Source organism: Cupriavidus basilensis OR16 (assembly GCF_000243095.1).
In the GTDB taxonomy this organism is placed as follows: Bacteria; Pseudomonadota; Gammaproteobacteria; order Burkholderiales; family Burkholderiaceae; genus Cupriavidus; species Cupriavidus basilensis_D.
In genome coordinates this window covers 1-26,096 of sequence record NZ_AHJE01000114.1, presented here as the reverse complement: position 1 = coordinate 26,096, position 26,096 = coordinate 1, and the positions used below count along the sequence as shown (strand labels likewise).

The following is a 26,096-nucleotide window of genomic DNA, read 5'->3' as shown; positions in this document are numbered from 1 at the left end:
GCCTGCCATCAACATCGCTCTGGCACGTGCACGAGGCCGGTCATCAAGCGGCGCGCGCTGGCCGGCGCGAGGTCGTCGAGCACGATCCCGGCCGCCGCGAACGGCAAGCCGTCCTCGGCAACATCGCCATCCTCGAGCGGATGGCCATTGCGGCAGGGCACGCGGGCAACGACGGCCTGGCCCACGTTCGGCAGCCAGATGCGCACGGTGGTGACGCTGTCGCGCGCCGGCACGAAACCGCGCCAGATCGCGAACGGCCCAGCCGCCGCCAGCAGGTCGCCGCCGTTGCCGGTCCAGTCGATGCGCGGCTCGCCGATGGCCACCGCGCCGAACAGGCAATCCACATCGCAACCGGGACGCTGCGAGGGACGTACCAGCACGACATTGCTGGTGCTGGCGGTGCCGCCACCCATGCCATCGCCCTGCCGGCGATGCGGATCGGGCGAGCCGGTCACGCGCAGCAGCACGGCATCGCGGTCGCTCGGATCGGTGGGCAAGTCGTCAGCCAGGAGGAAGACCCCTTTGCTGGTACCGCCACGCATGTAGTAGGCCGGAATCTCCACCTGCTCACTTCTCCTGTTCGGTTGGCGCCCCTGCGCCATGGCCTTGCGCGGCCACCAGCATGTGCTTGGCGATGCCCCGCAGGATATTGACTTCCTCGCGCTCCAGCCCGCTGCGCGCAAGCAGCCGGCGCAGGCGCGGCATCAGCTTCTTCGGGCTGGCCGGATCGAGGAAGCCGATGGCTTCCAGCCCAGACTGCAAGTGACCGAACATGGCCTCGATCTGCTCTGCCGTGGCCGGTTCGCCAGCATAGCCGATCTCGGCGAGCGGCGTCGCCCTCACCTCCAGCAACGCGAGGCGCATCTCGTAGGCCACCAGTTGCACGGCCTGGGCGAGATTGAGCGAGGTGTAGGCGGGATTGGCGGGAATGTGGGTGACCGCCGAGCAGCGGTCGACCACCTCGTTGGGCAGGCCGAAGCGCTCATTACCAAACACGAAGGCCACATGGGCACCGCCAGCCTTGGTGGTTTCGGCCCTTTGCCGAGTGGCGATGCGGGCGCCAGCCTGTGCCACCGCGTCACGCGGCAGCAAGCGGGGCGGCCCGAACTCGCGCTGGCGCGCGGTGAGCGCCACTGCGTAGGCGGTGCCGGCCAGCGCGGCCTCGATATTGTCGACGATCACCGCGCCAGCCAGCACATCGTCCGCGCCGCTGGCCATGGCGATCGCATCCGGATGTTCCCGCACCGCCGGCTCACGTGGCGAAACCAGCACCAGGCTGCCAGGAACAGTGCCGAAGCCCATGGTCTTCATAGCCCGCGCGACGGCACCGACATTGCCGGGATGGCTGGTCTCGACCAGCACGAAACGCACCGCGGCAAACGCGGCGGGAGCCATCAGCGCCGTATCGGCGCCCGCCTCGGCAGCGGCGCCGGAAACTGCCCCGGAAGGCGCGCCAGATGGCGGATTCAGGTCCGGGGCGGCGGTTGCGGCCGCGGTTGTGGCGGCGGCGCTGCTGGCGTCCGCGCTCGTCTGGTTCTGCGGGTTCATATACAATTCAGGCTTCATCTTCGGTGCGCCGCCCGTTTTATGCGATCGCGACGCGCCCGTTCTTCTACAATCCGTTGTGTTGTCAGCCGCCCCAAAGGGCAGCGCGCCGGCCTTTTGCGCCAGGCCGCGCACCCTTGGCCGGCCTGGAGAGATTCATGCATCCGATGCTAAATATTGCCGTCAAGGCGGCCCGCAAGGCAGGTTCCGTCATCAACCGTGCGTCGATGGACGTCGACCGGGTTCAGGTATCGCGCAAGCAGCACAACGATTTCGTCACCGAAGTCGACCGCGCCGCCGAGGCCGCGATCGTCGAAATCATTCGCACGGCCTACCCGGATCACGCCATTCTAGCGGAAGAGTCCGGCCAGTCCTGGGCCGAGGGTGAAGAACCCACCAGCGAATACGTCTGGGTCATCGACCCGCTCGACGGCACCACCAACTTCATCCACGGCTTTCCCCAGTACGCGGTCTCGATCGCCCAGTTGCACAAAGGCGTGCCGGCACAAGCCGTCGTCTACGACCCGTCGCGTGACGAACTCTTCACAGCCAGCAAGGGCGCCGGCGCGTTCCTGAACAACCGCCGCATCCGTGTGTCGCGCCGCGACAAGCTGGCCGACTGCCTGATCGGCACCGGCTTCCCCTACCGCGACATGGCAGGCCTGGACCAGTACATGGAGCTGTTCGCGCTGATGACGCAAAGCTGCGCCGGCCTGCGCCGCCCGGGTGCCGCGGCGCTCGATCTGGCCTACGTGGCCTGCGGCCGCACCGATGGTTTCTTCGAGCAAGGCCTGCACCCCTGGGACATGGCCGCCGGCATGCTGCTGGTGACCGAAGCCGGGGGCCTGGTGGGCAACTACGCGGGCGAAGCGCGCCAGCTCGAACAAGGCGAAGTGCTGGCCGGCAACCCCAAGGCATTCGCGCAGATGGTGCGCCTGCTGTCGCCGTTCTCGGTGGACAACGCCAAGCCGGCCCGCTAAGGACCTCCGGCAACGACGCAGCGCGGCCGCCTGGCCGCGCTGCGTCGTGAAAGCTCAGGGATGGCCATGGCGTACTGCCCGCTCAGGCATCAACCGCGGCGACCCTGCCTGGCACCGTATCGCCGGCCACCTCCGCCACCGCCTTGGTGCAGGCCCCCTGCCCCCAGCGCCGCACGTACTCCGGCGTGCTGCGCTGCGCGCCATCCGGCACCGGCCGTTGCCCCTGGAGACTCAGCGGCAGCACGCCCGCCCATACCGGCAGCGCCATGTCGGCCTCGTCATCCTTGGGCCCGCCGCTGCGGATCTTGGTGGCTGCTTCGTCCAGGCCGATGCGCAACACCGTGGTCGCCGCCAGCTCATTGGCATCTCCTGGCCTTGCCTCGCCCGAGCGCCCCGCCGCAATGCGCTCCAGGAAGGCATCCATCGCCGCCGCCTTCGCTGCGCCAACAACCACTTCAAAACTGCCGTAGATCACCGCCGAGCGGTAGTTCATCGAGTGATGAAAAGCGGATCGCGCCATCACCAGACCGTCCAGGTGAGTCACCGTTACGCAGACCTGGCTGCCTGTCGCGGCCAGCTTGAGCATGCGGCTACCGTTGGAGCCATGGATATAGAGGTGCTCGCCCTCGCGCCAGCACGCGGTGGGAATGCAGTGGGTGCCGTGTTCGTCGGTGAAGGCCAGGAATCGCGTTGCCTCCGGCGATGCCGCCAAGATAGGATTTCCGTGGCACCATTGCTAGACCCATGGCATGCACAGTATTTGGAACCACGGAAAACACGATATGGACTACGGCCTGCTGGTCTCGACCTTCACCCGCCAGCTCGATGGCCGCAAGCTCACCCAGCAGCGGCTCTTGTACCAATGCCTGCGCGGCGCCATCCTCGACGGCAGGATCGCCCAGGGCAGCCAGCTGATCGCCACGCGCACGCTCGCGGCGGAACTCGGCATGGCGCGCAACTCGGTGATCTACGCCTACGAGAGCCTGGCGGCGGAAGGCTTCGTAGTGCCAACGCGGCATGGCACCACGGTGGCGCGCGTGGGCCTGGCGCAGGCTGGCCACAGCGCGGGGGCGGCGAAGCGCGTCACCGAGTTGTCGCGCCGCGTGCGCGGGCTGCGGCGCGATGCCGACGGCATGCACGACCTGTTGCCTTTCGTGCCCGGCGTGCCCGACCTGGATGGTTTTCCGCTGGCCGCGTGGCGGCGCTGCATCGAACGCGCCTGGCGCAAGCTCGGCCCCGCCATCTTGGCTACGGCAAGATCGAAGGGCAGCCCGCGCTGCGCCACGCCATCGCCGAGTACCTGAAGGTCTCGCGCGGGGTGCGCTGCGACATGGACCAGGTCTTCATCACCGACGGCACCCAGACCAGCCTGGACCTGTGCGCGCGCATCCTGGCCGATGCCGGCGACACGGCCTGGATCGAGAATCCAGGCTACGGCGGCGCGCGGGCCGCCTTCCAGTCCGCCGGCCTCGTGCTCGAGCCCGTGGCGGTCGATGCCGACGGGCTGGCGCCTCGCCCCGAGCAGTGGCGCGACGCCCCGCCCCGGCTGATCTACATCACGCCATCCCATCAATATCCACTAGGCTCCATCCTCAGCCTGGAACGGCGCCTCAAGCTCATCGAAGATGCCCGCGCCGCAGGGGCCTGGATCGTCGAGGACGACTACGACAGCGAGTTCCGCCGCGGCGGCGTGCCGCTCTCGGCCGTGCAGGGGCTGAGCGAGGATGCACCGGTGATCTACCTGGGCACGTTCAGCAAGACCATGTTCCCGGCGCTGCGCCTGGGCTTCATGGTGGTGCCGCGCTACCTGGCCGCGACCATCGCCGGCACGCTAGGCGAAATCACCCGGCGCGGCCACGTGGCCGAGCAAATCGCGCTGGCGGATTTTATCGACAGCGGCCAGTTCGCCCGCCACCTGCGCCGCATGCGCCAGCGCTATGGACAGCGCCGCGATGCCCTGGAGGCGGCACTGGCGCGCCACCTGCGCGGCAGCGTGACGGTATCGTCCAGCGCGGGTGGCATGCACCTGTCCGCGCGCCTGGAACTGCCGCTCGCCGATACCGTGGTCACCCGCGCGGCGCGCGCGCAGGGACTGATCGTGCGGCCGCTGAGCACCTACCGCTTGCCCGGCACGCCGCTGGCACAGTACAACGGCTTCGTGTTCGGCTACGCCGGGGTGCCGGCCGGCGCCATTGATGGGCTGATCGCACGGCTGGCACAGGTGATCGACGCGCTGCGGCACGAGCCCGCGCCATAGCGCGGCGCCGAACCCGTTCTTGCGAATCGGCCTGCTTGCCGCCTACATTACTCCCATGGGGAGTGCCGAACTCCCAGCGCTGGCACGCGGGCAGCGACGCCGCGGGCTGCGTTTTTCCGGCGCCGCGCTTTCGTGCGCTGCGCCGCAATAGCGTCCAGGGTGGCGAACATGACGGCGTTGTCGAAGTGGTGGAGGCACCTGGCCGGCAAGCCGCTCGATCCGCTCGCCCCGCAAACCCGCCACGCGATCGCCGTGGTCCCTGTGCTGGCCTGGGTCGGATTAGGCGCCGACGGACTTTCTTCCTCGTGCTACGGGCCCGAGGAGGCATTCCTGGCGCTCGGCACCCATACGCCGCTGGCGCTCTTCCTTGCCCTGGCCACCGCCAGCACGGTATTCATCATCGCGGTCGGCTACAACCAGGTCATCGAGCTGTTCCCCACCGGCGGCGGCGGCTACCGCGTGGCCACGGCCTTGCTGGGGCCGCGTCCTGGACTGGTGTCGGGAGCCGCGCTGCTGGTCGATTACGTGCTCACCGTCGCGACGTCGCTGGCCAGCGGCGTCGACGCGTTCTTCAGCTTGCTGCCGGTAGAGGCCCAAGCCTTCAAGCTTGCTGCCGAGCTGTTGATCGTGATCATGATGACCGGGCTCAATTTCCGCGGCATGAAGGAATCGATCCTGGTGCTGATGCCCATCTTCCTGGCCTTCGTGGTATTGCACCTCGGGCTGATCGTCTATGGCGTCGCCGCGCACGGCGACCATCTCGGCGCGGTCGTGCCCAACGCCATTGGCGAGGCCTCCGGCATGTCGCAGGCGATGGGTCCGATCGTGGTGGCGGCGCTGCTGATGCGCGCGTTCTCGCTCGGTGGTGGCACCTACACCGGGCTGGAGGCGGTCTCGAACAACGTGAACATGCTGGCCGAGCCGCGGGTGCCGAACGGCAAGTGGACGATGTTCTACATGGCGACCTCGCTGGCCTTCACGGCGGGCGGCATCATCCTGCTGTATATGCTGTGGAATGCGGCGCCGGTGGAAGGCAAGACGCTGAACGCCGTGGTCTTCGACCGCATCATCGACCATCTTGGCTTCGGCTCGGCATGGTCCCGCCATGCGCTGCTCGCGGCACTGCTGGCCTCGGAGGCCGGGCTGCTGCTGGTGGGCGCGCAGACCGGCTTCCTGGACGGCCCGGCGGTACTGTCGAACATGGCGGCGGACTACTGGGTGCCGCGGCATTTCCGCGATCTCTCCGCCCGGCTGGTGCGGCAGAACGGCGTCATCGTCATGGGCCTGGCCAGCTTGCTGATCCTGTTGTGGACGCGCGGCCAGGTCGCGGTGCTGGTGGTGCTGTACAGCATCAACGTCTTCCTGACCTTCAGCCTCTCCTTGCTTGGCCTGTGCATCTACTGGTGGCGCCATCGCGGCGAGCCTCGCTGGATCGTTCGCCTCGCCCTGTCCCTGCTTGGCTTGTCGGTCACCGCCACGGTCCTGGTGATCACGCTGGTGGAAAAGTTCACCGCTGGCGGGTGGCTGACCGTGCTGGTCACGGGCCTGGTGGTTGCGCTGTGCGTCTTCATCAAGCGGCACTACACGACGACCCGCGCCGAACTGGCCCGGGCGGATGCCCTCTTCGCCGGCAGCCCGCCGCTGGTCGATGCGAGCCGCGTGCGGCCGCTCGACCGCGGCCAGCCCACCGCGATCGTGCTGGTGGGCAAACACCGCGGCGCCAGCATGCATGCGCTGCTCTGGGTCGAGCGCTTATTTCCCGGACACTTCAAGAACATGATCTTCCTGGCCGTGGGAGAGGTCGACGCGCAGAGCTACGAGGGCCAGGAAACGCTGCACCGCCTTCAGCAGACGATTGGTGAGTCACTGCGTTACTACGTCGCCAATTGCCAGCGCCACGGCCTGGCGGCCGACTCGCGCGCCGCATTCGGCACGAACCCGGTGCTCGAGTTCATGACGCTGGTCGATGCGGTCACGGCCGAATACCCGAACAGCGTCTGCTTTGCCAGCAAGCTGATCTTCCAGCACGTCAATTTCCTCACGGCCTGGCTGCATAACCAGACACCCGGCGAGCTGCAGGAGCGGCTACACCTGCAGGGCAAGCAGATGGTGCTGCTGCCAATGCGAGTAGCGTGATGGCGCGGCGCGGCTTACTTGACCAGCGTCACCGGTATGCGCGACATGCGTATCAGCTTGTTGGTCAGCCTTCCCGCCAGCAGCGCGCCAACCGCCGTGCGCCCGGCAGTGCCCATCACGATGGCATCGCAGTCGTTCGCCGCCGCGGCCTGCGCGATGGTCTGCGCCACATCGCCCACCTTGATCTGTGCAACATACCTGGCCCCGGCGTCGTCCAGGATACTGCGCGCATCGCGTAGCGCGGCCTCGCCGCTGGTCTCCTCGAGCTTGCGCAAGGCGGCCAGCGAGTGAAAGGCCAAGGCGCGGCCAAATTCCAGCGGCGGCTGGACATTGAGCAGAACCACCTCTGACACACAGCGGTCCCGGAACATGAAGGCGGCATGACGCACCGCGTCCAGCGCGTGCGCGGAGCCGTTGACGGGTACCAGAACTCTCAGCATGTCGAACCCCTTGCGTTGTCTCGATTCTCGTTCGTTTCGACGCCGGCGTGTATCTGCCGGTCATCACGATTCCATCTAAGTTCGAATCCCGCAAAGATTCTGTAAAGAGACGGATGGCCGCGTATTTTTTTTGTAAACGCCCGGCCGGCACGGGCCGGCACGCCTGTTCCTGCCCCCCTTCCTGCACCCTTCTGTCCCCTTCTCGCCCCCTTCGGTGCCCGGCTCGCAGTAAAATACGGGTTTTATCCGCGCCAGGCCTCCGGGCCGCCGGAGTACCCGAAAACAGGCGGCTTCGCCGAAGCCGCCCGAGAGGATTGCATGTCCGTAGAACCCCGACAGTCCGCCAAGACCGAGCCCAAGGCCGGTAACGCGGAAAAGCACACGCCCATGATGGCGCAGTACCTCGGCCTGAAGGCTGACCATCCGGACACCTTGCTGTTCTACCGGATGGGCGACTTCTATGAGCTCTTCCACGACGATGCCGAGAAGGCTTCGCGCCTGCTCGACATCACGCTGACGTCGCGCGGCAGCTCCAACGGCGTGCCGATCCGCATGGCCGGCATCCCCTTCCATTCGGTGGACCAATACCTCGCGCGGCTGGTCAAGCTGGGCGAATCGGTGGCGATCTGCGAGCAGATCGGCGACCCGGCCACCAGCAAGGGGCCGGTGGAGCGCAAGGTGGTGCGCATCGTCACGCCGGGCACCCTGACCGACGCAGCGCTGCTGCCGGACAAGGTCGATACCTACCTGATGGCGGTACACCAGCAAACCACGCGCCGCGGCGTGAGCAAGACCGGACTGGCCTGGCTGAACCTGGCCAGCGGTGAGCTGCGCCTGATGGAGTGCGAGGTGGCGCAGTTCACCCGCGAACTGGAGCGGATCCTGGAGCTGCTGTATGCCGATGGCATCGAGCTGCCTGCGCTGGAGTGCGCGCGCACCCGGCTGCCGGAATGGCATTTCGACCAGGAAGCCGGCACCCGCCGCCTGCGCGAGCAGCTCGGCGAGGCCAGCCTCGATCAGTTTGGCTGTGCCGGACTGGGCGCGGCGCTCGGCGCCGCCGGCGCGCTGCTGAACTACGCGGCCTCCACCCAGGGGCAGTCGCTGCGCCATGTGAAGGGCGTGACGGTCGAGCGCGAATCCGAGTTCGTTGGCCTGGACACCGCGACGCGGCGCAACCTGGAACTGACCGAGACCCTGCGCGGCGGCGAGTCGCCGACCCTGTTCTCGCTGCTGGACACGTGCGCCACCGCCATGGGCAGCCGCCTGCTGCGCCACTGGCTGCACCATCCGCTACGCGACAGCACCATCCCGCAGGCGCGCCAGCAGGCCATCGGCGCGCTGATCGGCCAGGGCACCGATGCGCTGCGCGCGGCGCTGCGCCGGCTGTCCGACGTGGAGCGCATTACCGCGCGCCTGGCCCTGATGAATGCGCGCCCGCGCGACCTGTCCTCGCTGCGCGACACGCTGACCGCCCTGCCCGATGTGCAGGCCTGCCTGCGCGCTGACGACGGCGCGCCGTTGCTCAACCAGACGGTGACGGAACTGGCGGTGCCCTGGGAATGCCATGCCCTGTTGTCCAGCGCGGTGGCGCCGGAGCCGGCCACCGTGATCCGCGATGGCGGCGTGATCGCCCGTGGCTACGATGCCACGCTCGACGAGCTGCGTGACATCTCGGAGAACTGCGGCCAGTTCCTGGTTGACCTGGAAGCCCGCGAGCGCACCCGCACCGGCATCGCCAACCTGCGCGTGGAGTACAACCGCGTGCATGGCTTCTATATCGAGGTGACCAACGGCCAGGCCGACAAGGTCCCCGACGACTACCGCCGCCGCCAGACGCTGAAGAATGCCGAACGCTACATCACACCCGAGCTCAAGGTCTTCGAAGACAAGGCGCTGTCCGCGCAGGACCGCGCGCTGGTGCGCGAGAAGCAGCTGTACGATGCGTTGCTCCAGCAGTTGCTGCCGCATATCGGCGAGTTGCAGCGCGTCGCCGGCGCGCTGGCGCGCCTGGACGTACTCGCGGCGCTGGCCGAGCGCGCCCAGACGCTGGACTGGACCCAGCCCGAGCGCGTCGCAGAGAACGTGATCGACCTCACCCAGGGCCGCCACCCGGTCGTGGAAGGCCAGCTCGCCGCGGAATCCGTGCCGTTCATCGCCAACGATTGCCAGCTGACCGAAGCGCGCAAGCTGCTGCTGATCACCGGCCCGAACATGGGCGGCAAATCGACCTTCATGCGCCAGACCGCACTGATCGTGCTGCTGGCCTGCGTGGGCGCTTATGTGCCGGCGCGGCGCGCGGTGATCGGCCCGATCGACCGCATCTTCACCCGCATCGGCGCCGCCGACGACCTCGCGGGCGGACGTTCCACCTTCATGGTGGAAATGACCGAGGCCGCCAGCATCCTGCACAACGCCACGCCCGCCAGCCTGGTGCTGATGGACGAGATCGGCCGCGGCACGTCGACCTTCGACGGCCTCGCGCTGGCATGGGCGATCGCGCGCCACCTGCTGGCACACAACCGCAGCCATACGCTGTTCGCCACCCACTACTTCGAGCTGACGCAGCTGCCGCAGGAGTTTACGCAGGCGGCCAATGTGCATCTGTCCGCCGTCGAGCACGGCGATGGCATCGTCTTCCTGCATGCCGTGCAGGATGGGCCCGCCAGCCAGAGCTACGGCCTGCAGGTGGCGCAGCTGGCAGGCGTGCCGCAGCCCGTGATCCGCGCCGCGCGCAAGCACCTGGCCTGGCTGGAGCAACAGTCGGCTGACGCCACGCCCACGCCGCAACTGGACCTGTTCGCCGCGCCACCCTTGCCCCCGGACGATGACGACGACTACGCGGAACCAGGCGACGGCCATGGCGAAGGCGAAGGCGAAAGCAATGGTCAGCCGGTCAACGCGATCTCCGCGCAGCAGGCCGCCTTGCTCGACGCGGTGGCCGAGCTTGACCCGGACAGCCTGACGCCGCGCGACGCGCTCGAAGCGCTCTATCGGCTGCGCGCGCTCGCCAAGGATGCTGTCGCCACCGCATGACGCCAACCGGGATCGTGCGCCGGCGCGTGCAGCGCCTGGCCGGACTGGCCATGCCGCCCGCCTGCTCGATTTCCTGGCCGCGCGGCGGCTGGAATTTGTCGTCCATCTGGGCGGCATCAAGGGCGATACCGAATCCTGCGGCGACACCTTGCTTGCCGCCCGCCAGCGCCTGCTCGACCAGTCGCCGCTGCCGCTCGTCTACCTGCCCGGCGAAACCGACTGGGCGGAGTGCGGGCGCGCTGCCAACGGGCGCTTTGATGCCGTGGAGCGGCTGAACCGCCTGCGTGAGCTGTTCTATCCGGCCGATACCACGCTCGGGCAGCGAGCGCTGCCGCTGATGCGGCAGTCCGAGCAGGCCACCTTTCGCAGCTATCGGGAAAACGTGCGCTGGCACGCCGGCGGCGTCTTGCTGGTGGGCTTGAACCTGCCGGGCGACAACAATCACTGGCGCAGCAGCAGAACCTGCCCGGCATCGTGCTGTTGATGCATGCCGACCCGCAATTCGGCAACGGCTGGGAGCAACGCGGCAAGCCCTCCCTGTTCGATGGCTTCCTGCGCCGGCGCGCGCGCGATGGCTTCCTGGAGTTCAAGCGCCAGTTGCGCGAGCTGGCCGGGCACTACCGGGGCCAGGTCCTGCTGGTACATACCGGCCTGGGCGGCTTCGGCATCGACACGCCGATGAAAGATGCCGGCGGCAAGACGCTGCGCAACGTCTTGCGCGTGGTGTTGCCGAGCAGCGCGCCCGGCCAGTACACCGAATTGGCGATCACGCCGGGGTCGCCGTCGCTGTTTGAAGTCACGCTCAAGGATGGCCCCGAGGCGGAATAAACAGCCTCCGTCCGAAGCCGCGGCCCCAAAGAAAAAGCCGGCGATGCCGGCTTTATTCGTGGGACCTTCCGCGAGGGCTCGCGCGCGTCTCGCACTCAGTGCAAGGTGCGGCTGCTGTCGCCTTCGTCGTCCTCATCCTCGTCCACGACTTCGATGCCCGAGGCGCCGTGCGCATGGCCATGCTGTACTTCGTCGGCCGTGGCTTCGCGCACTTCCGCTACCTGCAACCAGAAGCGCAGTGCCATGCCGGCCAGCGGGTGGTTGCCATCCAGCACGACCTTGTCTTCGGCCACGTCGGTCACGGTGTAGATGATCGAGTCTTCGTCGTCGCCGTCTTCGGGCACGCCTTCAAACTGCATGCCGACTTCCAGCGGCTCGGGGAAACGGTCGCGCGGCTCTACCTTGACCATGTCGGCGTCGTAATCGCCGAAGGCTTCCTCGGGCTCGAGCACCACGGATACCACCGTGTTCTTAGCGATTTTCAATTCTTGACTCCATGAACGATTCCGCATTATACGCGCAGGCCTTGCCCCCCGGCCCCGTCGATCCTGACGCGCCGCTCACCCTCCTGGGTGGCATGACGCCAGCCGCTTTCATGCGCGATATCTGGCACCGCAAACCCCTGCTGATTCGACAAGCCGTACCGGGAATCGTGCCGCCGGTATCGCGCGAGTCGCTTTTCGAACTGGCCGACCGTGACGACGTCGAGTCGCGCCTGGTGTCGCACTTTCGCAACCGCTGGAAGCTCGAACAAGGCCCCTTTGCCGCCGATAACCTGCCCCCCCTGAAGACCCGCCAATGGTCGCTGCTGGTGCAGGGCGTTAACCTCCACGATAGTGCAGCCGCGGACTTGCTGGGGCAATTCCGCTTCGCCCCGGATGCGCGCCTGGACGACCTGATGGTCAGCTACGCCACCGACGGCGGCGGCGTGGGCCCGCACTTCGATTCCTACGACGTTTTTCTGCTGCAAGTATCGGGCCGGCGGCGCTGGCGCATCTCGTCGCAGACCAGGCTCGACCTGGTCCCGGACCTGCCGCTCAAGATCCTGTCGGACTTCACGGCCGAAGAGGAATGGGTGCTCGAGCCAGGCGATATGCTTTACCTGCCACCTCAGTACGCCCACGACGGCGTGGCCGAGGGCGAATGCATGACGTATTCGATCGGCTATCGCGCACCGGCCTACCGCGAACTGGCTGGGCACTTCCTGGCCTGGCTGTCGGAAACGGTCGAGGACAACGAGGATTTGAGCGGGCGCTACGCGGATGCCGGCGAGCCGGCAACGGCACATCCAGCCCAGCTGCCGGCCCAGATGGTGCGGGCGGTGACCGAAAAACTGAGTGCCCTCCGTTGGTCGGGTAGCATGGTTTCGGAGTTTCTGGGTACGCATCTGTCCGAGCCCAAGCCCAGCGTGGAGTTTGCGGAAATATCCGAAATCACGCTGAAGAAATACAACAAACTCGCCCTCTCTCATGGCGTCGTACTTGCGCCGGGATCCATCGCGTTGTATGACCGCACGCATTTCTTTATCAATGGCGAAGCCTACGAGCCGCCTTCGGCGCTGGCGCGCTGGCTGCGCCTGCTGGCGGACCAGCGCTGCCTGAGCGCCGCGGAAGTGGCTGCCTGCGCGGATCTGCCCGATCTGATGGAGACTTTCCATCACTGGGCGCTGGAGGGCTGGCTGCAATTTGGGCCCGCTTCGCTGTAATAATCCGTAACAACCAAAAACAGGAAAAGACAGCGCTACACAAGCCGGGAAAACGCGGATATAATCACCGGCTGGCTAGTACTGTGTACCACTGCATTTGTTCTTTTTTACGTCTGTCGCTTTTACGTCCGCAGGTTTCGCCGGCGCGTTGCCCGCCTCGCCTCAGGCCTTGACCGGCTGCCAGTCCAGTCCATCGTGCTGGTCCGCCACCAGGATGTCGCCGGGCGACACGCCCAGCACGCTTGCCAGTGCCTGGGTAGCCAGCTCCCGGGTATTGTTCTGCTGGCTCAGGTGCGCAGCCACCACGCGTTGCAGCCCCGCATGCGCCACGCGCGCCAGGATGCCAGCCGCGACTTCATTGGCAAGGTGGCCAAAGTCGCCACCGATGCGCCGCTTCAGCGAATATGGGTAGGCGGAATTGCGCAGCATCTCGCGATCATGGTTGCACTCCAGCACCAGCGCATGCACCCCAGCCAGCCGCGCAGTGACGTAAGGCGTCTCCATGCCGGCGTCGGTCAGCACGCCCAGGCGGGCGTCGCCGTCACTGAGCACGAACTGCAATGGCTCGCGCGCATCGTGCGGCACGGTGTACGGGAGGATGTGGAGGCCGCCGATCACCAGCGGATGGTCGGCACCACACACGCGTACATCGGCCTTGTCCGCCCCGCGCATGTGCGACGTGGCAAGCCAGGTACCGTGGCTGGTGTGCACCGGCAAGTCGTGACGAGAGGCAAAGGCGTAGGCCGAGCCGACATGGTCGCCGTGCTCATGGGTGACCAGCACGGCATCGAGCTGGTCCGGCGTGACGCCGAGCCGCCCCAACCGCCGCGCGGTTTCGCGAATGCCAAAGCCGCAATCGAGCAACACCCTGGTCGTGGTGGTGCCCTCTTGCGACTCGATCAACAGGGAATTGCCCTCGCTACCGCTACCGAGGAAGGCAAAGCGCATCATGCGCCGGCCTCCCCTGGCGGCTTGGCAGGCCACCCCGCGGCAGAGCGCCGCGGGCTGAATTGCGTGGCCCGCACGCCGGTCAGCGCAGTTGCTCGTCGAGCAGCGAAAGAATGCGTTTGCCGACTTCGGTGCTTTCCGGCTGGCCCGCATCGTTCTGCACCGTCACGGTCGTGCCGGTGCCGTCACCCTTGAGCGCCACGCGATACTTCTTGGCCTTCTTGCTCTCCTCGGTGCCGGTCTTGGTGAACAGCTTGGAGAAGAAGCCACGATTGTCCACGGTGTCGCGCGGGTCGACATAGCGCACGTAGTACAGGCCCTGCGCGCGGTCCCGGTCTTCCACCGTGAAATTCACGCGGTCCAGCGCCAGCCCGACCGAGCGCCAGGCGCGGTCGAACGGCTCGGACAACTGCAGTGCCTGGCTGCCATTGACCTGGGTCAGATTGGCATTGGCGCTGGATGCTGCCCCCTTGGCGGCTGCCGCCGTCGCGCCAGCAGCGGCGGCTCCCGGCGTGGCGGGGTTCTTGGCCATGCGGTCGGCCTGCTCCTTCTGCACGCCCAGGCGCTGCGCGAAGCGCGAAAGGAACTCGGCTTCCAGCTCAGGATCGGAGGGGCGCGGCGTCCAGGTCGTGGTCGACTTGTCGAGGCCGGTCAACTGCTCCTGCGCGCCGCGGTGGCTGATGAAGACTTCCAGGTTGCCGTTCTGCGAACGCTCCACGCGCGAGCGGAACTTGTCGCGCTCGGAGGTCGAGTACAAGCCATCGAAGACCTTGCCGATCGTGTTGCGGATGAAATCCTGCGGGATCTTGGCGCGGTTCTCGGCCCAGTCGGTTTCCATGATGCCGGTCTCGGGCGAGTCCTGCACCAGCAGGAAACCGCTCTCCTGCCAGAATTCACGCATCGACTGCCACAGCTTGTCCGCCGGCATGCCGTTGCTGATCACCAGCCAGCGCTGGTTGCCATCGCGCTCCATGCGGATGCCTTGCGTGGAGGGCAGCACGTTCTCGGTGCCCACCTGCTGCTGCACGACCTTGTTCGACTGGTTGTAGGTCGACAGGGTCGACGTGCCGTTCTGATCGGGCACGGAGTAGCGGCGATCGCCTTCGATCTTGGTCAGGTCCGGCGGCACGTCCAGCGTGGAGGTGCGCTTGGCGGCGGACTTGTAGTCGATCTTGTCGGGCGCCATCGCGTCATTGATGCTGCTGCAACCGGACATCGCGCTTGCCACTAGCACGGGCAAGACCAGGGCGGCACGGCCAACTTGCGTTGCACCGTGGCGGTTAAGCTTGAGTTTCATTGACACGCAATCCTAGTTGAGGGATGACGGCAAAACACCGTGCGATCAGCCGAGCAGGCCGGCCGCCGACAGCGCCTTGCGCACCACATCGTGGTATTCCGGTGACAGCGGAGTGAGCGGGAGGCGGATGCCACCCTGCATTCTGCCCATTTGCTGGAGCGCCCACTTGACGGGAATCGGGTTGGCCTCGACGAACATCGCCTTGTTCAGCGCAACCAGTTCCATATGGATGCGACGCGCGGTAATCGCGTCGCCCTTCAGGGCAGCCACGCACAATTCGTGCATCTTGCGCGGCGCCACGTTGGCCGTGACGGAGATATTGCCATGGCCACCCAGCAGCATCAGGGCAATCGCCGTGGGATCGTCGCCACTGTAGATGGAGAAGCCCTGCGGCGCATCCTTGATCAGTTGCGCGGCGCGGTCGATGTTACCGGTCGCTTCCTTGACGCCGATGATGCCCGGCACCTGCGCCAGGCGCAGGATGGTGTCGTGCTGCATGTCGGCCACGGTACGGCCCGGCACGTTGTACAGCACGACAGGCAGTTCCACCGCTTCCGCGATCGTGCGGAAATGGCGGTACATGCCTTCCTGGGTCGGCTTGTTGTAGTAGGGCACCACCTGCAGCGACGCATCGGCGCCGACCTGCTTGGCAAACGCGGTCAGCTCGATCGCCTCCTTGGTCGAGTTGCCGCCGGTGCCGGCGATGATCGGGATGCGCTTGTCGGCCTGCTCCACCGCGACGCGGATCAGCTCGCAATGCTCATCCACGTTCACCGTGGGCGACTCGCCGGTGGTGCCGACGATCACGATGCCATCGGTGCCCTCGGCCACGTGCCAGTCGACCAGGGCGCGCAGCGCGGGGAAATCCAGGCTGCCATCTTCCTGCATCGGCGTCACGATAGCGACGATGCTGCCGTTAATCTGTGTCATAACGTTTGAGAATTCGAGAAACGAATACCGCGATTGTACCGGATACCTCAGGCCTTCCGACCGCACCTTCGACCGGGGAAAACCCAAGGCAGTTCAACGCGTGAAGCCCAGGTCTCGCCGACCGGGCCTGCAAATAACCGGGGCCGCACTTCAGCCCGGCAAAGGATACCGCGGCGGCGCTCCGCCGCCCGATTTGCCTATATCTTCGCGAATCGCGCAAATACGCTGCACAAAGGCAGCTTTAGGCACTTCCAGCATACCATCTTCGTAGCCGGCCACACGCAAGATGCCGTGCACGGCATCCAGCAGTTCGCCCGGCCGGAGCAGGAAATCCGGGTTCGAAGGCTTGCCCACGGTCTCGTTGCCGGCCGCGAAGGTTTCGTAAAGGAGCACGCCGCCCGGCGCAAGCGCACCGAACAAATGCGGCCAAAGAGGCCTGTGCAGGTAATTTGTCACCACGATCGCGTCGAAACCCGGCTCATCCGCAAGCGGCCACGTGCCCTGCTCCAGGTCGGCCAGGCGCGTAGCGACGCCATCGGGCAACGCCGCCAGCGCAGCCAATGCCGCCGCATCACGGTCCACACCCAGCACCGCATGGCCGCGGCGCGCGAACCAGGTGGCATGGCGACCGCTGCCGCAAGCCAGGTCGAGCACCCGGCCGCCCGGGCGCACCAGGTGCGCCCAGCGCATCACCCATGGCGACGGCGCGCCCAGCGGCGCGTGGGCGATGCCCGCCGCTGTGTTCATCGGTACCCCAGGCCCATGACGGCGCGCACGTCGCGCATCGTCTCGCGCGCCACCCGGCGGGCCTGGTCGCAACCGTGGTCGGCGATGGCGCGCAGCAGCGCAGGATCGTCCAGATATTTTTGCGCCCGTTCCAGCATGGGCTGCTGCTCGCGCAGGATGCCCTCGATCACCGGCTGCTTGCATTCGATGCAGCCGATGCCGGCGCTGCGGCAGCCCTGGTCGACCCACTCGCGGGTGGGCGCATCCGTGTAGACCTGATGCAGTTGCCACACCGGGCAACGCGCCGGGTCGCCGGCATCGGTGCGGCGCACGCGGGCCGGATCGGTCGGCATGGTGCGCACCTTCTTTTCCACCGATGCCTTGTCCTCGCGCATGCGGATGGTATTGCCATAGGACTTCGACATCTTCTGGCCATCCAGCCCGGGCATGCGCGATGCCGTGGTCAGCAGCGCCTGCGGCTCGACCAGGATGGTCTTGCGCGAGCCGCCCAGGTAGCCCAGCAGCAACTCACGGTCTTCCGCGGCCAGGCTCTGTGACTGCGCCACCAGCGCGCCGCCCTCTTCCAGCGCCTCGGCCTTGACCTGTTCGTGATAGGCGCGGCGCAGCTCCAGATAAGCCTTGGTGCGCTTGCCGCCCAGCTTCTTGGCGGCCTCCTGCGCCTGCGCCTCGAAGTCCGGCTGGCGGCCGTACAGATAGTTGAAGCGGCGCGCGATCTCGCGCGTGACCTCCACGTGCGGCACCTGGTCTTCGCCCACCGGCACGCGGCCGGCGCGGTAGATCAGGATGTCGGCGGCCTGCAGCAGCGGATAACCGAGAAAGCCGTAGGTGGAGAGATCCTTGTCCTTGAGCTTCTCGATCTGGTCCTTATAGGTCGGCACCCGCTCCAGCCAGGCCAGCGGCGTACCCATCGACAGCAGCAGGAACAGTTCGGCATGCTCGGGCACGCGGCTCTGGATAAACAGCGTGGCGCGCTCGGGATCGACGCCGGCGGCAAGCCAGTCGATCAGCATCTCCCACACGGATTCGCCGATCACTTCCGGCGATTCGTAGTGCGTGGTGAGCGCGTGCCAGTCGGCCACGAAGAAGAAGCAGGGATATTCGGCCTGGAGCCGGACCCAGTTCTTGAGCACGCCGTGATAGTGGCCCAGGTGCAGCGCGCCAGTAGGCCGCATGCCGGAAAGAACGCGATCGGGGAACATGTCTATCTGTATTTGTGGGAATCGGTACTCGTATTCGGCGTCGGCGCCGGCATGGACGGCGGCGGCGCGGCGGCGGCGCGGCTTACTGCACCAGCGCCAGGATGGGTTGCAGCATCAGCAGCACCAGGCTCCTGAGCGCCCCCATCACCGGCTGCATCCACACCTTGGTGATCACGCCAGCCGCCACCAGCGCCAGCACCACGAAGATGCCATAGGGCTCGATGCGCGAACAGGTTGAACGCAGCCATCACCAGGTTGACCAGCACGCCGGCCTGCGCCATCTGGGTGAAGAACGGCTCCTGCACCCTGGCCACCACCAGGCCGACCGCCACCAGCGCCCACAGGAAGGCCTGCAGCACATTGCTGCCCGGGCCCGCCAGGGCCACCCACATGCCGTGCCAGCGCGGATTGCGCAGGTGGTCGAAGGCGACCGGCACCGGCTTGGCGTAACCGAAGACGAACTGGCCGCTGGTCATGAAATAGAGCAGCAGCGGCACCGCGATGGTGCCGATGGGATCGATATGGCGCGCCGGATTGAGGCTGACGCGGCCCATCGAGTAGGCCGTGTTGTCGCCAAACAGCTTGGCCACGTAGCCGTGCGCGGCCTCATGCAGCGTGATGGCGAACAGGACCGGCAGGGCGTAGACCGCTAGGGTCTGTATCAGGGAAGAATCCATGGGTCGCTATTGTACCGGGGCCGCGGCAAAGCGACTGTTCGGTGGCAATCAGAGTCCGAAACGTTCGATATCGCCGCGCCCCTGCCGCACCAGCTCGGGCTCGCCGGCGGTCAGGTCGATCACCGTGGTTGGCTGCGCCGGCGCGGCGCCGCCGCAGATCACCAGCTCCAGCAGCTTCTCCAGCCGGGTGCGGATCACCTCCGGCTCGTTGAGCGGCGCTTCGTCGCCCGGCAGTTGCAGGGTGGCGGAAATCAGCGGCTCGCCCACTTCGGCCAGCAGCGCCAGCGGGATGGGGTGGTCGGGCACCCGCACGCCGATGGTCTTGCGGGCGGGATGCGAGAGCCGGCGCGGCACTTCCTTGGTGGCCTCGAGGATGAAGACGTAGGGCCCGGGCGTGGCCCCCTTGAGCCAGCGGTACTGCCGGTTGTCCACCCGCGCGAAGTTGCCGAGCTCGGACAAGTCGCTGCACATCAGCGTCAGATGGTGCTTGTCGTCGATCCCGCGCAGGCGGCGCAGCCGCTCCACCGCGGCCTTGTCGTCGAGCCGGCAGGCCAGCGCATAGCTGGAGTCGGTGGGCAAGGCAATGAGCCCGCCCTGGCCGATGATCTGCGCGGCCTGCTTGATCAGCCGGGATTGCGGGTTGAGCGGATGAATCTCGAAGTATTGGGACATGTGCGGGCCTGGGGCAACCAGCCGCGGAATGGGCGCGAACGCCGCGCGCACTCCGGGCCAGTCCTGCGATGGGGAAAAGCGAAGGGAGCGCATGGCGGGTTCGGGCGGCGTGGACGCCGGGCAGCCGTTTGACAGCGCGGCTTACCAGTCATGCCAGACCGGCGTGACCGACGACGGCAGCGGCGGCAGCGAGCCCAGCTCGATCCGCCCCTCGCCGGGCCCATGGAAGTCCGAGCCGCGCGAGGCCAGCAGGCCGTAGTGATGCGCGACATTGGCATACTGGCGGTACTGATCCGGCGTATGGCTGCCGGTGACCACCTCGACCGCAGCCCCGCCGAGTTGCTTGAACTCGTCGAACAGCGCGTCGTGCTGGAGTTGCGTGTAGTTGTAGCGCCCGGGGTGGGCCATCACCGGAATGCCGCCGGCGGCCCGGATCCAGCCGATCGCATCGGCCAGCCTGGCCCAGCGGTGGCCAACATAGCCCGGGCAGCCTTCACCGAGGTAGTCGTCGAACACCTCGCCGATGGACTGGCAGCGCCCTTGCTCCACCAGCCAGCGCGCGAAATGGGTGCGGGAAATCAGGTCGGGATTGCCGACATGGCGCAGCGCGCCCTCATAGGCGCCCTCGATGCCGATCGTGGCCAGCGCCTCGCCGATGTCTTGCGCCCTGGCGGCGCGCCCCGAGCGCGTGGCGGCCAGGCCGTCCACCAGCGCCTGGCAGTCCGGGTCGATCTGCAAGCCAACGATATGCACGGTCTGGCCAGCCCACGTCACCGAGATCTCCACCCCAGGCACGTAGCGCATGCCAAGCGCCTCGGCTGCGGCTCGCGCCCTGGCCTGGCCCTTGACCTCGTCATGGTCCGTCAGCGCCCAGTACGCCACGCCGCTGCGTGCGCGCGCGCGGCGACATCCTCGGGGGACAACATGCCGTCGGACACCGTGGAATGGCAATGCAGATCCGCGTTGATTGCGTGTGAATTTTGCATGCGTCTATTCTACTCTTGCGTTAAATCCGCGTTAAATCCACCTTAATCCCGTACCCATGCGCACCACGTGGGCTGGCCCACACATCCGCGCGATAGCCCTGCCGCCAACGCTGGCGTAGGCGGCCGGCCAAGCCCCGCGCGGTATAGTTGGGGCCTGACGATCCTCCCGCCGGGCGCCGCCGCGCGCGCCGCCTGCCAAGCCATGCCGACCCAAGTCCCTGCTTCCGCCACGCCCGCCCCCCCCCCCCAACCCCCCCGGCCGACATGATCCGCACCGATGTGCTGATCGTCGGCGCCGGCCCGGTCGGTTGTTCGCCGCTTTCCAGGCCGGCGTGCTGGGGCTGAAGTGCGAGCTCATCGACGTGCTGGACCGCGCCGGCGGCCAGTGCACCGAGCTCTATCCGGAAAACCGATCTACGACATCCCGGCGGTGCCCGGCTGCCTGGCGCAGGACCTGGTCGACCGCTTGCTCGAGCAATGCGCGCCGTTCGCGTTTCCCATGCATTTCAACGAGCGCGCCAACGGCTTGGCCGAAATCCCGGCCGAGGCGCACGCCATAGCCCAGCATGAGCACCCGCACCGCCTGCTGGTCACCACCGACACCGGCAAGCGCTTCGACGTGGCCGCGGTGCTGGTCTGCTCCGGCGCCGGCGCCTTCGCCCCGCAGCGCGTGGCGCTGCCCGAGGCCGCCGCGCTGGAAGACCGCCACCTGCACTACGCTGTGCGCGATACCGCGCGCTTCGCCGGCAAGCGCGTGGTAGTGGCCGGCGGCGGAGACTCCGCCCTGGACTGGGCGCTGGCGCTGCGCACTACGGCCGCACGCGTCACGCTGCTGCATCGCCGGGAGGGCTTTCGCGCGGCCGACGGCTCGGTGGCCGAGATGCACGCGGCCGTGGCCGCCGGCGAGATGGACTTCGTGGTCGGCATGCTGGGCGCGCTCAAGACCGAGGGCGACACCCTGGCCGGCGTCGACATCCGTACCCGCGACGACGTCGTCAGCCTGCCCGCCGACGAACTCGTGGCGCTGTACGGCCTGGTCTCCGAGCCCGGCCCGATCGCCCAATGGGATCTCGACATGCGCGCCGGGCGCATTGTGGTGGATACCACCGCCTACGAGACGTCCCGTCGCGCAATCTTCGCCGCGGGCGACATCGCCTTCTACCCCAACAAGCAAAAACTCATCCTGTCGGGCTTCCACGAGGCTGCGCTGGCCCTGCGGCGCGCATATCACTATGCCCACCCCGAAAAGGCGCTGGTCCATGTGCACACGAGCAACAACGCCACGCTCAAGGAAAAACTGACGCACGCCTGAGCGCGACGGCGCGCACCGTCCGCGGCGTCAGGCGCAGAACGAGCCGGCAACCACCCGCGGCTGGTCGTGATGCAGCATATGGCCGGCGTCATCGACAATGGCCTCGCGGAAATCGCGGAACGCCTTGAAACGCAGCTTGAACTCCTCCAGCGGCTGATCCTTTGCGATGTGGCTGAGCGTCTGCGAATCGCGCGCTTCCACATGCAGCACCGGCGCGGTGGCCTCGGCCCAGATCGCCATCACCTCGTCGAGCCGGTACAGCACCGGGTTGACCATCTTGTGGGCCGCATCGCCCAGGATCTCCCAACGGCCCTGCGCGTTCCGCGCTGACCAATGCTCGGCCAGGAAGGCGGCGCGGTCGTCGGGCAAGCGCGGATTGGTCTTCTGCAAACGCGCGGCCACCGCCCCCACGCTGTCATAGGATCGCAACGGCTGGCGCTCGCGCAACGCATCCAGCCAGCGCGCATAGCGCCCAGGCGCTTGCTCGGCGCGCGTGCCCGTCATGCCAAACCCTTCCAGGTCGACCACCCGGCGCACCCGCTCGGGGCGGATGCCGGCATAGAAGCAGGCCACGTTGGCACCCATGCTATGCCCCACCAGGTTCACCGGCGCATCCGGCTGGTAGTGGTCGAGCACGGCCTCGAGATCCGCGACATAGTCAGGAAACCAGTAGGACTCGGTGCCGGGATAGCGCGTGGGCCAGTCGGTCTGGCCAAAGCCGCGCCAGTCCGGCGCGATCACATGCCAGTCGCGTTCGAGCGCGTCCACCATGAACTGGAACGAGGCTGCCACGTCCATCCAGCCGTGCAGCAAGAACAAGGTAGGCGCGCCAGGTTCGCCCCAGTGGCGCACGTGCATGTTAAGGCCGCGCAACGTGATAAATTCCGAGCGCGAGGTTTCTCTTATTGTCATGGTGTCTCCCCGGGTGCCTTTTCCCTGATCGTGGACGCTTTCACCCGCGACAACGGGGAAGCCATAAAAATAGAACGATCGTTCGTTTGCGGATTATAGCGGCAAGCCGGCCCGGACCGCATCCCGGCCCGTCGCGCACGCAAAGCGAGCGCACACCAGGAGACCCACCATGGCCGCATCCGCCCTGCCAGCCAGCCGGCGCGACGACTATCCCGCGCTCTACGCGCAATTCCAGTGGCATGTGCCCGAGCACTTCAACCTGGCCGACGCATGCTGCGGCCGCTGGGCACGCGACCCCGCCACCATGGATCGCATCGCGGTCCACACCGAGCACGAGGACGGGCGCCGCGCCAGCTACAGCTACGCCTTCATCCAGGCCGAGGCCGATCGCCTCTCCCGGGCGTTGCGCACGCTGGGCGTGGCGCGGGGCGACCGCGTGGGCATCGTCATGCCGCAGCGCATCGAGACGGTGATTGCGCATATGGCGATCTACCAGCTCGGCGCCATCGCCATGCCGTTGTCGATGCTGTTCGGCCCGGAAGCCCTGGCGTACCGCCTCCAGCACAGCGAAGCGTGCGTGGCGATTGCCGACGAATCCTCGATTGACAACGTGCTGGCCGCGCGCACGGAGTGCCCGGCGCTGGCCACGATGATCGGCGTCGGCACTGCCGTGGGCCGCGCGGAGCACGATTGGGATGCGCTGCTCGCCGCGGAGCTGCCGGCGTTCACCGCGGTCGCGACCAAGGCCGACGAGGCAGCGGTGCTGATCTACACCAGCGGCACCACCGGGCCGCCCAAGGGCGCCCTGATCCCGCACCGCGCGCTGATCGGCAACCTGACCGGTTTCGTCTGTTCGCAGAACTGGTTTCCCCAGGACGGCGACGTGTTCTGGAGCCCGGCGGACTGGGCCTGGACCGGCGGGCTGTGGGATGCGCTGATGCCCACGCTGTATTTCGGCAAGACCATCGTGGGCTACCAGGGCAGGTTCTCCGCGCAAACCGCCTTTGCGCTGATGGAGCGTTATCGCGTCACCAATACCTTCCTGTTTCCCACCGCGCTCAAGCAGATGATGAAGACCTGCCCCGCGCCGCGCGAGCACTACCAGTTGCACCTGCGCGCGTTGATGAGCGCTGGCGAAGCCGTGGGGGAAACCGTGTTCGCCTGGTGCCGCGACGCGCTCGGCGTGGTCGTCAACGAGATGTTCGGCCAGACCGAGATCAACTACATCGTGGGTAACTGTACCGCGCAGAACGACGATGCTCAGCTGGGCTGGCCGGCGCGTCCGGGCTCGATGGGCCGGCCCTACCCTGGCCATCGCGTCGCCGTGATCGACGATGAGGGCATGCCCTGTGCACCGGGCGAGGACGGCGAGGTGGCCGTGTGCAGCACCGACGTCCACGGCCACCCCGATCCCGTCTTCTTCCTGGGCTACTGGCGCGGCGAAGCCGCCACCGCGGGCAAGTACCTGGAACGCGACGGCCTGCGCTGGTGCCGCACGGGCGACCTGGCGCGCATCGACGACGACGGCTACCTGTGGTACCAGGGGCGCGCAGACGATGTCTTCAAATCCTCCGGCTACCGCATCGGGCCAAGCGAGATCGAGAACTGCCTGCTCAAGCATCCCGCTGTATCGAACTGCGCGGTGGTGCCCTCGCCGGACCCGGAGCGCGGCGCGGTGGTCAAGGCGTTCATCGTGCTGGTGCCCTCGGTCACGCGATCGGCGCAGGCCGACGCTGCGCTGGTCGCAGAGCTGCAGCAGCATGTGCGCGGCCAGCTCGCGCCATATGAGTATCCCAAGGCCATCGAGTTCATCGAGCAGTTGCCAATGACCACCACCGGCAAGATCCAGCGCCGCCAGCTGCGTGACATGGAAGCCCTGCGCAAACCCGCTACGCGCCCGTAGCCCTGGCGGGCGCTGTCGCCAGGCTGCCGCCCGCCGCCCCCTTCCCGCCCCTCCCGACGCCCCCCCTCCCGACGGTCAAGTATTCGCCGAATCTGACGTTAGCTAGGACTTGCAACGCCAGATTCGGGAGTCGCCTATTGCCATTCAAAATTCAGAAGAATTTATAAGAATATTCTTATAAAAAAGTCACGGAACAAAGCGGCCTCCTCATCAGAACAGGAGTGATCCCGCACGTGGGTGGGCGCCACCACGTTGAATGCGCGCGCCATCACCAATCCAACTAAACAGAATAGTGCAAAAGCATGTTTAGGAAAAATCAGATTACCTCGATTGTTTTTTCTGATTTCTGTAAATAAAGTTCCCAAAGAGCGCGCGGAAATTTCCCAACGCGCTTCAACTCGATGCCGAACAGGGGATCACGATGAGCACGTTTGCACGCACCGGCCGCTGCGCCGCCCAAGACCTCGCCAAGCGCCTGCCTCTTGTCCTGGCCAGCGCATTGCTATCCGTCCCCGCGTGGGCCGCGGATGGCATCATCGCGTTCCGGGGCGCCATCGTGGCACCGTCCTGCGCCACGCAGATGAGCGCTAGCGGAAGCCCGTCGGTGAGCTGTCCGGCGAGCGGCAACCTATCCGCGGAGTTCGCCGTGCTGCCGCCAGTGCCTGGCAAGGTGGCCATGCTGAAAACCGCACGGGTATCCGTCGAGGCCGTGCAGTTCGTGAAAGGCAGCGGTCCCAGCAGCCGCCAGCAAGGCATCGTCGTGGTGACCGAGTACTACTGAACCGCCTGCCCCTCCAGCAGGGCCAACTCGATCTCGTCGAAGCCCGCCGCGCGCCGCGCCGCCAGGTTGAATGGCGGGCGCAGGCGCGGCGCCTGGAAGCGCGCGGCGAGCTCGGCGTAGGTGGCAACAGGGTCGAGGCCACGGCCCGCGCATAGCCAGCGATACCAGTGGTTGCCGATCGCCACGTGGCCAACCTCATCGCGCAGGATGATGTCGATGATGGCGGCGGCATCATGATCGCCGGCCGCGGCCAGCTTGGCCCGCACCGGCGGCGAGGCGTCCAGCCCACGCGCCTCCAGGGTCCGCGGCACCAGCGCCATGCGTGCCAGCACGTCGCCCGCGGTCTTGTCCGCCATTTCCCAAAGGCTGTTGTGCGCGGGCAGGTCGCCGTAGCGCGCGTCCAGCGTGGCCAGGTGCCCCGCCAGCAGGCTGAAGTGCAGCGCCTCTTCGTCGGCCACGCGCAGCCAGTCCAGGTAGAAGGCCGGCGGCATCCCGCCAAAGCGCCAGATCGCATCCAGCGCCAGGTTGATGGCATTGAACTCGATATGGGCAAGCGCATGGACCAGCGCCACGCGGCCGGCCGGCGTATGGATGGAGCGCCGCCGCTCGACCCGTTGCGGCGGCACCAGTTCAGGCAGGGCGGCCGGCCCGGCACCGGCAGCTCGGCCAGGATCGACTCATCGATGCCGAGCGCCTGCGGCGTCGCGGCGGCGAGCGCCTGCCGCATCCAGCGCGTGGCGGTGGCCTTCTGGCTGGCGTCGTTCAGGCACAGGATGGCGAGCGCCTGGCGGCGCAAGGATAGGGAAGC

At 67.1% G+C, this 26,096-nt stretch carries 21 protein-coding genes and 4 pseudogenes; 10 read left to right on the top strand and 15 right to left on the bottom strand.

Going from position 1 to position 26,096, the window contains the following annotated elements; all coding sequences use genetic code 11:
- Nucleotides 1–8: 8 nt before the first annotated feature.
- The gene (locus OR16_RS32985; RefSeq protein WP_006163141.1) at nt 9–563 is read right to left on the bottom strand and encodes a PrpF domain-containing protein; all 555 of its coding nucleotides are present in this window, start codon (nt 561–563) and stop codon (nt 9–11) included.
- 4 nt (nt 564–567) lie between these two features.
- Nucleotides 568–1,566, bottom strand: a complete 999-nt coding sequence (locus OR16_RS32980; protein WP_006163140.1) for an RNA methyltransferase — start codon at nt 1,564–1,566, stop codon at nt 568–570.
- Nucleotides 1,567–1,703: 137 nt separating this feature from the next.
- Between OR16_RS32980 and OR16_RS32975 the strand changes: the two genes are divergently transcribed.
- Nucleotides 1,704–2,525, top strand: a complete 822-nt coding sequence (locus OR16_RS32975) for an inositol monophosphatase family protein (RefSeq protein WP_006163139.1) — start codon at nt 1,704–1,706, stop codon at nt 2,523–2,525.
- Nucleotides 2,526–2,607: 82 nt separating this feature from the next.
- Here the strand turns inward: OR16_RS32975 and OR16_RS32970 are convergent, their stop codons facing one another.
- Complete coding sequence (locus tag OR16_RS32970; protein WP_006163138.1) at nt 2,608–3,237, bottom strand: pyridoxamine 5'-phosphate oxidase family protein; 630 nt, start codon at nt 3,235–3,237, stop codon at nt 2,608–2,610.
- 70 nt (nt 3,238–3,307) lie between these two features.
- Between OR16_RS32970 and OR16_RS32965 the strand changes: the two are divergent.
- A pseudogene (locus OR16_RS32965) lies at nt 3,308–4,782 on the top strand (PLP-dependent aminotransferase family protein).
- A gap of 168 nt (nt 4,783–4,950) precedes the next feature.
- Nucleotides 4,951–6,918, top strand: coding sequence for an APC family permease (locus OR16_RS32960; RefSeq protein ID WP_006163137.1), 1,968 nt, complete (start codon nt 4,951–4,953; stop codon nt 6,916–6,918).
- 14 nt (nt 6,919–6,932) lie between these two features.
- On the opposite strand, the gene OR16_RS32955 is transcribed toward OR16_RS32960, so the two are convergent.
- Nucleotides 6,933–7,358, bottom strand: a complete 426-nt coding sequence (locus tag OR16_RS32955; protein WP_006163136.1) for a universal stress protein — start codon at nt 7,356–7,358, stop codon at nt 6,933–6,935.
- A 318-nt stretch (nt 7,359–7,676) separates the two neighbouring features.
- Here OR16_RS32955 and mutS point away from each other — a divergent pair, with 318 nt between their 5' ends.
- Genes mutS through OR16_RS47905 form a run of 3 tightly spaced genes read left to right on the top strand, consistent with a single transcriptional unit; the run spans nt 7,677 to nt 11,219 of the window.
- Nucleotides 7,677–10,391 (top strand): DNA mismatch repair protein MutS, encoded by a 2,715-nt coding sequence (gene mutS, locus OR16_RS32950; protein WP_081488943.1) that lies wholly within the window; start codon nt 7,677–7,679, stop codon nt 10,389–10,391.
- A complete protein-coding gene (locus OR16_RS47910; protein WP_050983177.1) occupies nt 10,372–10,875 on the top strand; it encodes a hypothetical protein in 504 nt (167 codons plus the stop codon). The genes mutS and OR16_RS47910 overlap by 20 nt, the downstream gene beginning before the upstream one ends.
- Nucleotides 10,866–11,219, top strand: coding sequence for a hypothetical protein (locus tag OR16_RS47905; RefSeq protein ID WP_141639952.1), 354 nt, complete (start codon nt 10,866–10,868; stop codon nt 11,217–11,219). Before OR16_RS47910 ends, OR16_RS47905 begins: the two co-directional genes overlap by 10 nt.
- A 95-nt stretch (nt 11,220–11,314) precedes the next feature.
- Here the strand turns inward: OR16_RS47905 and OR16_RS32940 are convergent, their stop codons facing one another.
- Entirely contained in the window at nt 11,315–11,731 is a 417-nt protein-coding gene (locus OR16_RS32940; protein ID WP_043422086.1) for an FKBP-type peptidyl-prolyl cis-trans isomerase, read from the bottom strand.
- On the opposite strand from OR16_RS32940, the gene OR16_RS32935 reads away from it, so the two are divergent.
- Nucleotides 11,716–12,924, top strand: coding sequence for a cupin domain-containing protein (locus tag OR16_RS32935; protein WP_006163133.1), 1,209 nt, complete (start codon nt 11,716–11,718; stop codon nt 12,922–12,924). The two genes, OR16_RS32940 and OR16_RS32935, sit on opposite strands and share 16 nt — an antisense overlap.
- 162 nt (nt 12,925–13,086) lie before the next feature.
- Here OR16_RS32935 and OR16_RS32930 read toward each other — a convergent pair whose 3' ends face one another.
- The 8 genes and pseudogenes from OR16_RS32930 to OR16_RS32895 form a co-directional block, all read right to left on the bottom strand.
- Entirely contained in the window at nt 13,087–13,875 is a 789-nt protein-coding gene (locus OR16_RS32930) for an MBL fold metallo-hydrolase (protein WP_006163132.1), read from the bottom strand.
- A gap of 79 nt (nt 13,876–13,954) precedes the next feature.
- The gene (gene bamC, locus OR16_RS32925; protein ID WP_043422083.1) at nt 13,955–15,169 is read right to left on the bottom strand and encodes an outer membrane protein assembly factor BamC; all 1,215 of its coding nucleotides are present in this window, start codon (nt 15,167–15,169) and stop codon (nt 13,955–13,957) included.
- Between the two features lie 45 nt (nt 15,170–15,214).
- Nucleotides 15,215–16,099: a 4-hydroxy-tetrahydrodipicolinate synthase gene (gene dapA / locus OR16_RS32920; protein ID WP_006163130.1), complete on the bottom strand. Its 885-nt coding sequence runs from the start codon at nt 16,097–16,099 to the stop codon at nt 15,215–15,217.
- A 150-nt stretch (nt 16,100–16,249) separates the two neighbouring features.
- Nucleotides 16,250–16,846: a class I SAM-dependent methyltransferase gene (locus OR16_RS32915; protein ID WP_006163129.1), complete on the bottom strand. Its 597-nt coding sequence runs from the start codon at nt 16,844–16,846 to the stop codon at nt 16,250–16,252.
- Nucleotides 16,843–18,045 (bottom strand): tryptophan--tRNA ligase, encoded by a 1,203-nt coding sequence (locus OR16_RS32910; RefSeq protein WP_006163128.1) that lies wholly within the window; start codon nt 18,043–18,045, stop codon nt 16,843–16,845. Before OR16_RS32910 ends, OR16_RS32915 begins: the two co-directional genes overlap by 4 nt.
- A gap of 82 nt (nt 18,046–18,127) precedes the next feature.
- Nucleotides 18,128–18,722: pseudogene (locus tag OR16_RS32905) on the bottom strand (site-2 protease family protein).
- 48 nt (nt 18,723–18,770) lie between these two features.
- On the bottom strand, nt 18,771–19,394 hold the full coding sequence (locus tag OR16_RS32900) for an L-threonylcarbamoyladenylate synthase (RefSeq protein WP_006163126.1): 624 nt from the start codon (nt 19,392–19,394) through the stop codon (nt 18,771–18,773).
- 141 nt (nt 19,395–19,535) lie between these two features.
- Nucleotides 19,536–20,380, bottom strand: a pseudogene (locus OR16_RS32895) (3',5'-nucleoside bisphosphate phosphatase).
- Nucleotides 20,381–20,765: 385 nt separating this feature from the next.
- Between OR16_RS32895 and OR16_RS32890 the strand changes: the two are divergent.
- Nucleotides 20,766–21,692 (top strand): NAD(P)/FAD-dependent oxidoreductase, encoded by a 927-nt coding sequence (locus OR16_RS32890; RefSeq protein ID WP_423739704.1) that lies wholly within the window; start codon nt 20,766–20,768, stop codon nt 21,690–21,692.
- A 27-nt stretch (nt 21,693–21,719) separates the two neighbouring features.
- On the opposite strand, the gene OR16_RS32885 is transcribed toward OR16_RS32890, so the two are convergent.
- Nucleotides 21,720–22,604 carry an alpha/beta fold hydrolase gene (locus OR16_RS32885; protein WP_043422082.1) on the bottom strand — a complete coding sequence of 295 codons (885 nt, stop codon included), beginning with the start codon at nt 22,602–22,604 and terminating at the stop codon, nt 21,720–21,722.
- Nucleotides 22,605–22,773: 169 nt separating this feature from the next.
- Here OR16_RS32885 and OR16_RS32880 point away from each other — a divergent pair, with 169 nt between their 5' ends.
- Both OR16_RS32880 and OR16_RS32875 read left to right on the top strand, forming a co-directional pair.
- Nucleotides 22,774–24,507 carry an acyl-CoA synthetase gene (locus OR16_RS32880; RefSeq protein WP_006163122.1) on the top strand — a complete coding sequence of 578 codons (1,734 nt, stop codon included), beginning with the start codon at nt 22,774–22,776 and terminating at the stop codon, nt 24,505–24,507.
- 421 nt (nt 24,508–24,928) lie between these two features.
- A complete protein-coding gene (locus OR16_RS32875; RefSeq protein WP_006163121.1) occupies nt 24,929–25,288 on the top strand; it encodes a hypothetical protein in 360 nt (119 codons plus the stop codon).
- Here the strand turns inward: OR16_RS32875 and OR16_RS32870 are convergent.
- Nucleotides 25,282–26,084 (bottom strand): annotated as a pseudogene (locus OR16_RS32870) (ferritin-like domain-containing protein). The gene OR16_RS32875 and the pseudogene OR16_RS32870 overlap by 7 nt on opposite strands.
- Nucleotides 26,085–26,096 lie beyond the last annotated feature (12 nt).